Here is an 8,789-nt window from a genome sequence, read left to right on the forward strand (position 1 = left end):
TTCAAAAGTCGTGGTGCTCTCATCCGCGTTTAGCGAGGCGGGAACACAGGTCACAGTCGGCGTTGGCGAGGATCGTGCTCCTTGGAATTGCATTGCTTACAGTGATGGCACGACAGCTGGTATAGAGTTCCTGGGTGACGAAGGCGCATTGTAACCTGTTCGCTGTGTATCTCGAAAGCACCAGTCGTGATCAAACTCGAATATCGGCAAGCTCAGACATTCAAACCTCGTAATAGGATTGGGTTTTAACATTCTCAATCATGCAAAGGTTGTAGAAAATGCCTGTAACCAACTCGGTTGTACTTGCGATTATTTGCACTTTTGTGGCCATTGTTTCGGTTCCAAAATACAGCATTGCACAAACCTGGGACATCGCATCACAGCACTCTGTCAGCGGCGTAACAGTGTATGATACGGACGAGCTGCTAACTTTTGCCGGTCAGTTGGCCTTTGATCGGTCAGGGCGCATTACAGCGGTGGAGGTCGCATCAACGATCACTCAGATCTACCGAGAAGACGGCTACTTCTTGGCTGAGGCGTGGCCTGGTCCCGATGGGCAGAGCATAGTTGTTGATGAGGGGCGTATTCAAACCATCGAAATAGAAGGTGTAAACACGCGCACGTTCCAAACCCTAGAAAAGATCTTTCGCCCCCTCACCACCGAATACCCAATAACTCTCAAGCGATTTGAGCGGGCGGTTATGTTGGCCGAGGACATACCCGACTTGGACGTGTCGACCGAACTTGATTATCCGGATCAGGCTGGTGCACGGCTGAGAGTATTGGGAGAGCCACTGCGAAAACAAGCCGGTAGTGCGACACTCGACAACCCTCCGCGTGAGCTTGGAGAAGCGCTCAGCTTCTATGTCGTACAAGAGTTTTATTCAACGCTGACCGTCGGGGATTTGCTGCGATTTGAGGGATCAGGCAATTACAATTGGGACAAAGACGATGAACACTCTTTATGGGGCGCTCTTACCTATCGCACGCCGCTGAACAGCAATGGTCTGTACGGTGAGATCTTCTACGGGAACATAAACGCAAAACGTGACCTCTCGGGGGACTTTGCGAGAACAGATATTGACGGCGAGAACTTCACAGTCGCGATGGGTTACCCCGTGATCCGCGATGTGGCCCGTTATGGGTATCTTCTGCTGGACTATCGCCTTTCAAAAGCGGACTCAGTCAGTGGTGGCGTTCCACTATCCAGTGACGCGAGTGTCGTTGGTCTTACATATCTTTATGGGCAAAACTATCCAAAGGGACAAGCTCTGGAAGCGGGGCTAACCTTATCTTTTGGTGACAATGACAACGACACGACAGACGCGAATTTTGACGACGGGGACTCTTCGTTCTGGCATCTACGAGGCGGCGTCGGATACGAAAGCCCGCTAACGGGCTTGTCTCCCAACACAGCTTGGCGCACCGAGATCTGGGGGCAGTACACAACAGACCGGCTGCCGTCAGTCGAAGAGTACTTCCTTGGTGATCGTTATGCTTTGCGCGGATATCGTTTTGACGAAGTGGATGGTGATTCCGGAATTTCCGCGATTTTCGAAGTGTCTCATTCCTACTTCCCCAGTTCCCAGAGCATACATCGCTTAACGCCCTTTGCCTTTTTCGACGTGGGTTACATCTCGAACAATGACCCTGCGAGTTTCGAAGTTGATAATGCTACACTGGCCTCGACAGGTCTGGGTTTGGACATTGAGTTTAAGCAAAATCTATTCCTGTCCGGATATGTCGGTGTCCCTTTGAGAGACGGCCCTTTGACCGACTCTGGCGATCCTGGCGCGTATCTTGCTCTGACAACAAGTTGGTGAGGATGTTATGAAACTGAACCGAATTGCTGTACTTACCGCAACTTGTCTACTTGCAGAACTGGCCGCTACTCAGGTCTTTGCCCGCGGAAATCACTACGGGTGGTGCCGAGGCGTAGGGAACCCACACCAGTCGAGCCAAGGGTGCGGGCAGGCTGGTGGGCAAGGGGCAGGTAGTCAAGTTACTGGTCCAACTCAGCCGGTGGCAAATCAATTGCCGCCTAAGGGAACGCAGCAAACGCCCACGTCCGTTACTGTTCCAGTCCTTGCGCCGGGCGCGGTCCCGAACGCAATTCCCGGTCAGGTTCCTATTGCGACACCGATAGCGGTTCCCGGTCAGGTTCCCACGCCGGTAGTAGCGCCGACCCTAACTCCGCCGCTGGCACCGAACGCGACACCAAACCGGGTTCCGACAGCTGTTCCAAATCAGGTTCCGCCTCAGCCCAATGTGCCGCCCTTGGCGCCAACAGCGACACCAAACCAAGTACCAGTCGCCGTTCCCGGTCAGGTCCCGCCTCAGCCCACCGATCAAAATGCTGTGCCACCGCTTGCCCCGACTGCAACACCAAACCAGATTCCGGTCGCAGTGCCCGGCCGTGTTCCGCAACCCAGCGGTACTACAGCGACACCACCGCTTGTCCCAACCGCAACCCCCAATCAGGTTCCCACGGCGGTTCCTGGTCAGGTTCCACAGTTGACACCAAAACCTACGGCAACTCACGTGGCAGTCCCAGGACATCCGAAACCCCAAGGCGTCGTGACAATCATGCGCCCCAAGCCGAGGCCGACAACCGGTACTGTCCAGCAACCTGGCACAACACAAGTGACCCACCATTTAACCCACCAAAGCAATGCGAAGAAACACGATCACGTCGCAGCAACACCTGGACGACATGACCCGCACGACCTACCGAGATTCCGCAACGCGGCGGCCAAGGAAGACTGGGAATGCGTTGCCAGCGGATTTGGACAGCGCCGGTATGATGCTGGGCGAGGCGTGTTGCTGAACAACGGAGCGTTGCGGCACCTCGGAAACGTGGACGCAATGGCCCGGGATGTACCTGCTCGACACCCAAAACACTCTGGGTGCATTATTTCGGTTAAACGAAAGCAGCGCTGAAGCTCGCATGGTAGGTTTTGCTCGGACAATGAGATTAATCGACCAATAGTTCGTCAATTGTCATCTGGATAATTGGATTTCGTATTGCCCTTATTCCCTGGCGTTTACGTTGACTGACGTAGCCCAACAATGCGCCGTACCTAAATTTGCTTCAATTAGGCCAACAATCTAAAGTGCCGCACTTCCAAGAAGCGCCTCCGACCATCTGGGACGGTCAGGTCGGGCAAGCGAGACTTTGAACGGCAACTTTGCAAATTCGGCTTTCCGCGCATTACTTTCGTTAGCGCGGACCGCAGCACCTGGTAAATTTGGGCTCGGTGCGGTCGTACGCTGCGATCTGTCTGAATGACCGCTATGCAGACAAAGCGGATATTGCGAGAGTGTTAACTCATAGAGTTGGTGCTTGGTTGATCGGAAGGCGGCTATTCCAACTTCGCCGCCGTCCGATTGAAGCAAACCCGGCTACGCGGAAAGCTGATAATACGCGGTGACTAACACTCCGATGATGATCAGTTCAGCGACCAAGGGTGGCACAACTGCTTTGTCAAACCCGTCCGCTAAAATTCCGACAAACCGCCCGGCAGCTACAACCGCCATCAGGACCGCGACAGCCGCATAGCCCAGAGTCTGCCCGGTGGTCAGTGCGATCACTAGCAAAGTCACTGAGACCAGAAACAGCCCGCCGATCACCGAACGGATTGTGCTCAGCCCGGCTGTGCCAACCGGCTCGATTGCAAAGTTAGCAACCATGCGCCGGGGTGCAAACATCGACATGATGCCAAGACCAGACATCATGAGGGTTGCGAGGATAACGAGGATGTTCAGTGTGGTTTCCATTTCATTACTCCTGTTTTCTAGGCGAATTGGCGCAATGCCTTGTTCGCGTTGTCCTGGGTGGTGATGTCCGACAGAGCCGCATCGATGCTGGCTTGATCCACGACCGGCCCGGTGGGATAACCGGTTTGGCTGGCGTAGAAATGGCCGGTTTTGAACTCCGGGTTGAGCAACCCGTCCAGATACCGTTTTGCTCCGGCTTCAACGCTGTGCATCATGCCTAACAGAGGCATCAGCACACCTCCCACATGTTTGAAGACAATGCGTTTCATAAGTGGCAGGTCATCAAAGCCAGCCGTTCCGGCCGTGCCGCCCGGGCTCATGGTTACAAAGCGAATATGAGGGTTTTGACGCGCCATCGCCCCCATCCAGAGGGTCGCGGTAAGCTTGGCATAGCCATAGGTCTGCATCGGATCACCGTCGGGGCCGAATTTGGTACCATCGGCGATTGATTTGAACTCGTCCACCGTCCCATCGGACAGGCTTGGTCGGTGCATACCCATTTTGGGAATACCACGAGCAGCCTCGGACCCGGCATAGAGAATTGTAGACGTCACTAACTGGCGCTCTAACAATGCGTCGACCAACACCACATGGCCCAGAACATTTGTTGCGAAGATATTTGTCACGCCATCGCTGGTTAGGCTGTTTGGGTGCCGCCCGCCCGTGCCTCCTGCATTCAGGATTACCGCGTCGATTGGTGTGGAAAGTGCGCCTACAACGGCGCGAACCGAAACCGGGCTGGTCACGTCCATCAGGACAACTTCAAAGATCTTGCGCCCGGTCTCACGTTCTAGCGCTGATTTTGCGGCTTCCGCTTTGATTGGGTTACGACAAGCCAGATAGATTTTGGATATACGTTTCTGAAGCGCAAGCTGCCGGGCTGCCTCGCGACCCAATCCGGCATTTGCGCCGGTGATCAACACAGATTGTATATGGTTCATCGGTTATAGTCCTTGAGTTTGCGTTTGATTAGCCCAAGGTATTCCGCCCGAAAATTGATCTGTAGTTAGGTATTTATGGACACGCTGCTTCAAAAATGAAACACAAGCTTCATGTCGATCAAGGAAAGCCACTCTCTCAACTGGGATGATTTGAAGTATTTTCTTGCTGTTGCAAGAACTGGGACATTGCGGGGCGCCGCCGATAGCATTCAGGTCAACCATACGACCCTGACCCGGAGGCTATCGGTTATGGAGGAACGCGTCGGAAGCCGCCTCTTTGATCGCTCAAAGCAAGGCTTGGCGCTGACCCAGCTTGGGGAAGACCTAATGCCTCACGCTGAACGCGTTGAGGCGGAAATGACAGCGGCGTCTCGAATGATTGTCGGCCGCGATGCTCAACCTTCTGGCACGGTCTACATCACATTGCCCCATGGTCTGGCAATGACATCTCTGATGGACGATTTCGCCACCTTCGCCGATCTCTACCCAAACATCACCCTGAACATGAACTTCACAAATGACGTTCGTGATTTGACCCGACGGGAAGCGGACGTATCGCTCCGAGTTGCCAGTGAGGTGACGGACGATGTCGTGGGCCGAAAGCTCGTGCAGATGTCGCAGGCTGCCTATTGCACACGAGAATATGCTGAGCGGGTCACCGATAACGGTGGCGAGGGGCTCCACCTAATTGGCTGGCATGAGCCAGAAGAGGCGACTACGGCGAACTGGGTTAAGAACAGCTACTACCCAAAAGCCACGCTTAAACACCGAGTATCTGAACTTGTCCCATTGATCACGCTGGCTGCATCCGGGCTTGGCATGGCTTACCTTGCGTGCAATCTGGGAGACCGGCACCCAAACCTGATCAGAGCACCGTTTCAGAAACCCATGCCCTACAGAAGCATCTGGTTACTGCTACATCGCGACTTGAAGAACACGGCCCGGGTCAGACTATTCGTAGATTTCTTGGCTGCGAGTGTCCAATCGAGGCGGAATGAGTTCTGGGTCGCCGGAACGAAACTGCACCAATAGACGACAGTCACAGCAATCCAGTTCAATCGCTACCTGTCGTGCAAAATATGCCGAAGTTAGGGAAACAACCTAACCGCCTCAATTTAGGTTCTTTTGACAAGACCCGGATATCTAAGGTGGCACCCTGCAAAGCCAAAATCATAGTTTTCGCAAATATGCCCAAGATACAAATCCCTTTAAACCACGCGCACGTTTCAAGGAGACCCGGCACCAACGGGTGCCGCCGGTCTGCTCGCAACTGTGAACTCGTAAAACGGTTCCATTTGGAAAGCCCGCTATCACGTTGAACCCTGTTCCCGGTCCTGCACGCAATTTCAGCATGTCTCCGTCTTCAACGCCAAAAACCTCGTATTGTCCGAGAGAAGCTGCCGATGCGGACTCAGAAACGACCATAGCGCCTAGGAAGAATGTAAATAAATGTAGGAAGATAGCACTGCGCATAACGTTAACCTGCCTGTTTGGTTAACTGCAATCTTAGCGTCTCTGATCATCAAGCGTAACTCCTCGACCAAAGTATGCGTGCGTCTAAACCGACAATTGAACAAAAAATTCTAAAATAAGCCGAAACTAAGGTTTGGGCTCGATGCGATTGTTCAGTGACTTGCACCCGATGCCTGTCTTGCGTACCGATCCGTTCTTCAACCGCCGACCAGTGCCAGCGGTTGAAGTGTTTCACTCAATTCCTAAGCGGGCAGTTGAGCCTCGGCCAACTTTCGTGGGTAAGGATCTCCTTGTTTATACGATCCCGCCGCGGTGAACAGAACGTCGGTCGATGAGTTCAAACCGGTCTCCGCAGAGTCTTGCAACACGCCGATAATGAAGCCGATGCTCACCACTTGCATGGCCGTTGCATTGTCGATGCCGAACAAGCTGGCGGCCATTGGGATCAGCAACAGTGATCCTCCTGCTACGCCCGAAGCCCCGGTGGCAGCAATTGAGGCAATGATGCTGAGGAACACGGCCGAGATGAAATCAACCTGAATACCCATTGTGTGAACGGTTGCCAGCGTCATGACAGTTATGGTGATCGCAGCGCCAGCCATGTTGATCGTAGCACCGATTGGAATCGTGACCGAGTAAGTCTCTTCATCCAAATCCATACGGCGGCAAAGTTCCATGTTCACAGGAATATTGGCCGCCGAACTGCGCATGAAGAACGCGGTAATACCGGACTCTTTCAGGCATGTGAAAACCAACGGATATGGGTTTTTGCGGATGCGCAGGAACACGATCAGCGGGTTGACAACCAGCGCCATGAAAATCATGCAGCCAAGCAGCAACGCCAGAAGTTGGCCATAACTTGCAAGTGTTTCAAAGCCGGTTTCAGCAATCGTCGAAGCCACGATACCGAAGATACCGATTGGAGCCAGCCGGATAATTGCTGCGACGATCTTGGTGATCGCGCCGTCCAGATCCGACATCAAGGTCTTGGTTGTGTCACTGGCGTGACGGAAAACAAGTCCTAGACCAACGGCCCAAGCTAGAATGCCGATGTAGTTTGCGGTTGCCAGAGCATTTACTGGATTGTCCACGATTTTAAGCAAGATATTCTTAACTACCTCGGCAAGACCGCCCGGCGCATCCAAAAGCTCGGGCGTGCCGGTCAGATGCAAAGTAACCGGAAACATGTAGCTCGCTGCAACCGCAACCAGTGCAGCTGCGAAGGTTCCGATTAGGTATAAGAGTACCACGGGGCCCATACGGGCATCGCTGCCCTTTTTGTGGTTGGTTATCGCAGCGCAAACCAAGATCAGCACCAGAACGGGTGCAACGGCTTTTAATGCGTCGACGAAGAAATCGCCAAGCAAGCCGACGGCTGACCCGGCAGCGGGCCAAAAGGTGGAAAGCAGAACGCCCGCGACTAGGCCGATGGTGATTTGGGTAACCAGGCTACCACGCAGAATAAAATTCATTGGGACCATCCTGTTTGAGTAGGGGCCATACGGACGAAGCTCACGCCCGCGCAGGCACGGTTGAAATTCAAAGGCTGGTGGCTATTTGGAGGTCTTGGCGCAAAATTAAACGTCTCTAGATGACCTAAGACTTTGTCGCACATTCTGAAGTGGTTGTTTTCACGACCAAAAAGAGTTCAATTTGTTGATTTATTACAGTTACTTACCTTACGTCAATTTGCTCGCAAATTTCACCTAAACATAAATGTTTATTAATGTATTTCCCAAAGTTCGTTTTCTCCAAATCGGGTTATAACTTGCCCTTCCCGCCAAACGATGAGCCCGTAACTGGAACGGCAAGGACAGTGTGCTGAAGGCTCTTATCGAACCACGCCAACCCTTCGTTGACTGCCATAAGCCTTGGCAAGGAAAGCGTGCCAAAACGTCTGCTTTAGGCGCAACGCGATCGTTCGACAGAATTCAACGAATGCCTACAGCGCGGACAAAGCAGCTGGTCTTCAAATTAGATTTACTACTTTGCCAACTTTCGAAATTTCAACAGAACTGCGCTTCCTACCGTATGGTGCTTTGTAGAAAATATATGTTCAAATTTTGGCCAAAGGCTATTCCCAGAGGCCACCGATTCCGCGCTTAGGGCTCCATTCTGGTGGCTTCAAGATTGCGCGACAGCTAAACCCCTTTTGCTCAATAGTAGGTTTAGCGCCTGTTATTCGTTTCGCAACATCAGCAGCTGAGAAACTAACCGCCTGCGAAGCGTCATAAATTTAGGACCAAAATCATAAAGTCTGCCGAGTTCCGCGCTGTAGCCGCAACGATATTTTGGCAGAGGGTCAGCATCTTGCCTGGCCGGCATTCCGCCCACAAGAACTTCAGAGACAGTAAAAATTTGTGGTCTTATACCCCCTATGCGCGATCTCGTGTCGCGCAGCGTGCAGCGTCGTCCCTCGCGTCCCATAGAGGGCATCATAATGAACAGGGCCTATTCTTGGGGCTTAGTGAAACTGTGTTTTCCCCGCCTCCATCGATACGGTTGTCCCTTTTTCGCCACGCACTGCCGCAGGGACTTCAGCAAGGGCGCAAATGATCGCTCGACCGCCCGAGGATCGCACAAAGTCTTGCGCAGCCT

6 protein-coding genes are annotated in these 8,789 nt (G+C 53.0%); 2 read left to right on the forward strand and 4 right to left on the reverse strand.

Annotated features, from left to right (window positions below; translation table 11 throughout):
• Nucleotides 1-278: 278 nt before the first annotated feature.
• A complete protein-coding gene (locus ACR0DX_RS22465) occupies nucleotides 279-1,823 on the forward strand; it encodes a ShlB/FhaC/HecB family hemolysin secretion/activation protein (protein WP_480847493.1) in 1,545 nt (514 codons plus the stop codon).
• Nucleotides 1,824-3,402: 1,579 nt separating this feature from the next.
• Here ACR0DX_RS22465 and ACR0DX_RS22470 read toward each other — a convergent pair.
• Nucleotides 3,403-3,777, reverse strand: a complete 375-nt coding sequence (locus ACR0DX_RS22470) for a DUF4345 family protein (protein WP_480847495.1) — start codon at nucleotides 3,775-3,777, stop codon at nucleotides 3,403-3,405.
• A 17-nt stretch (nucleotides 3,778-3,794) separates the two neighbouring features.
• On the reverse strand, nucleotides 3,795-4,718 hold the full coding sequence (locus ACR0DX_RS22475; protein WP_170356914.1) for an SDR family NAD(P)-dependent oxidoreductase: 924 nt from the start codon (nucleotides 4,716-4,718) through the stop codon (nucleotides 3,795-3,797).
• Between the two features lie 111 nt (nucleotides 4,719-4,829).
• On the opposite strand from ACR0DX_RS22475, the gene ACR0DX_RS22480 reads away from it, so the two are divergent.
• The gene (locus tag ACR0DX_RS22480) at nucleotides 4,830-5,750 is read left to right on the forward strand and encodes a LysR family transcriptional regulator (protein ID WP_170356915.1); all 921 of its coding nucleotides are present in this window, start codon (nucleotides 4,830-4,832) and stop codon (nucleotides 5,748-5,750) included.
• A 138-nt stretch (nucleotides 5,751-5,888) separates the two neighbouring features.
• On the opposite strand, the gene ACR0DX_RS22485 is transcribed toward ACR0DX_RS22480, so the two are convergent.
• Nucleotides 5,889-6,143 carry an SH3 domain-containing protein gene (locus ACR0DX_RS22485; RefSeq protein ID WP_480847499.1) on the reverse strand — a complete coding sequence of 85 codons (255 nt, stop codon included), beginning with the start codon at nucleotides 6,141-6,143 and terminating at the stop codon, nucleotides 5,889-5,891.
• Between the two features lie 290 nt (nucleotides 6,144-6,433).
• Nucleotides 6,434-7,663 (reverse strand): serine/threonine transporter SstT, encoded by a 1,230-nt coding sequence (gene sstT / locus ACR0DX_RS22490; protein WP_480847497.1) that lies wholly within the window; start codon nucleotides 7,661-7,663, stop codon nucleotides 6,434-6,436.
• Between the last annotated feature and the right edge of the window lie 1,126 nt (nucleotides 7,664-8,789).

Source organism: Ruegeria sp. D3, from assembly GCF_056534465.1.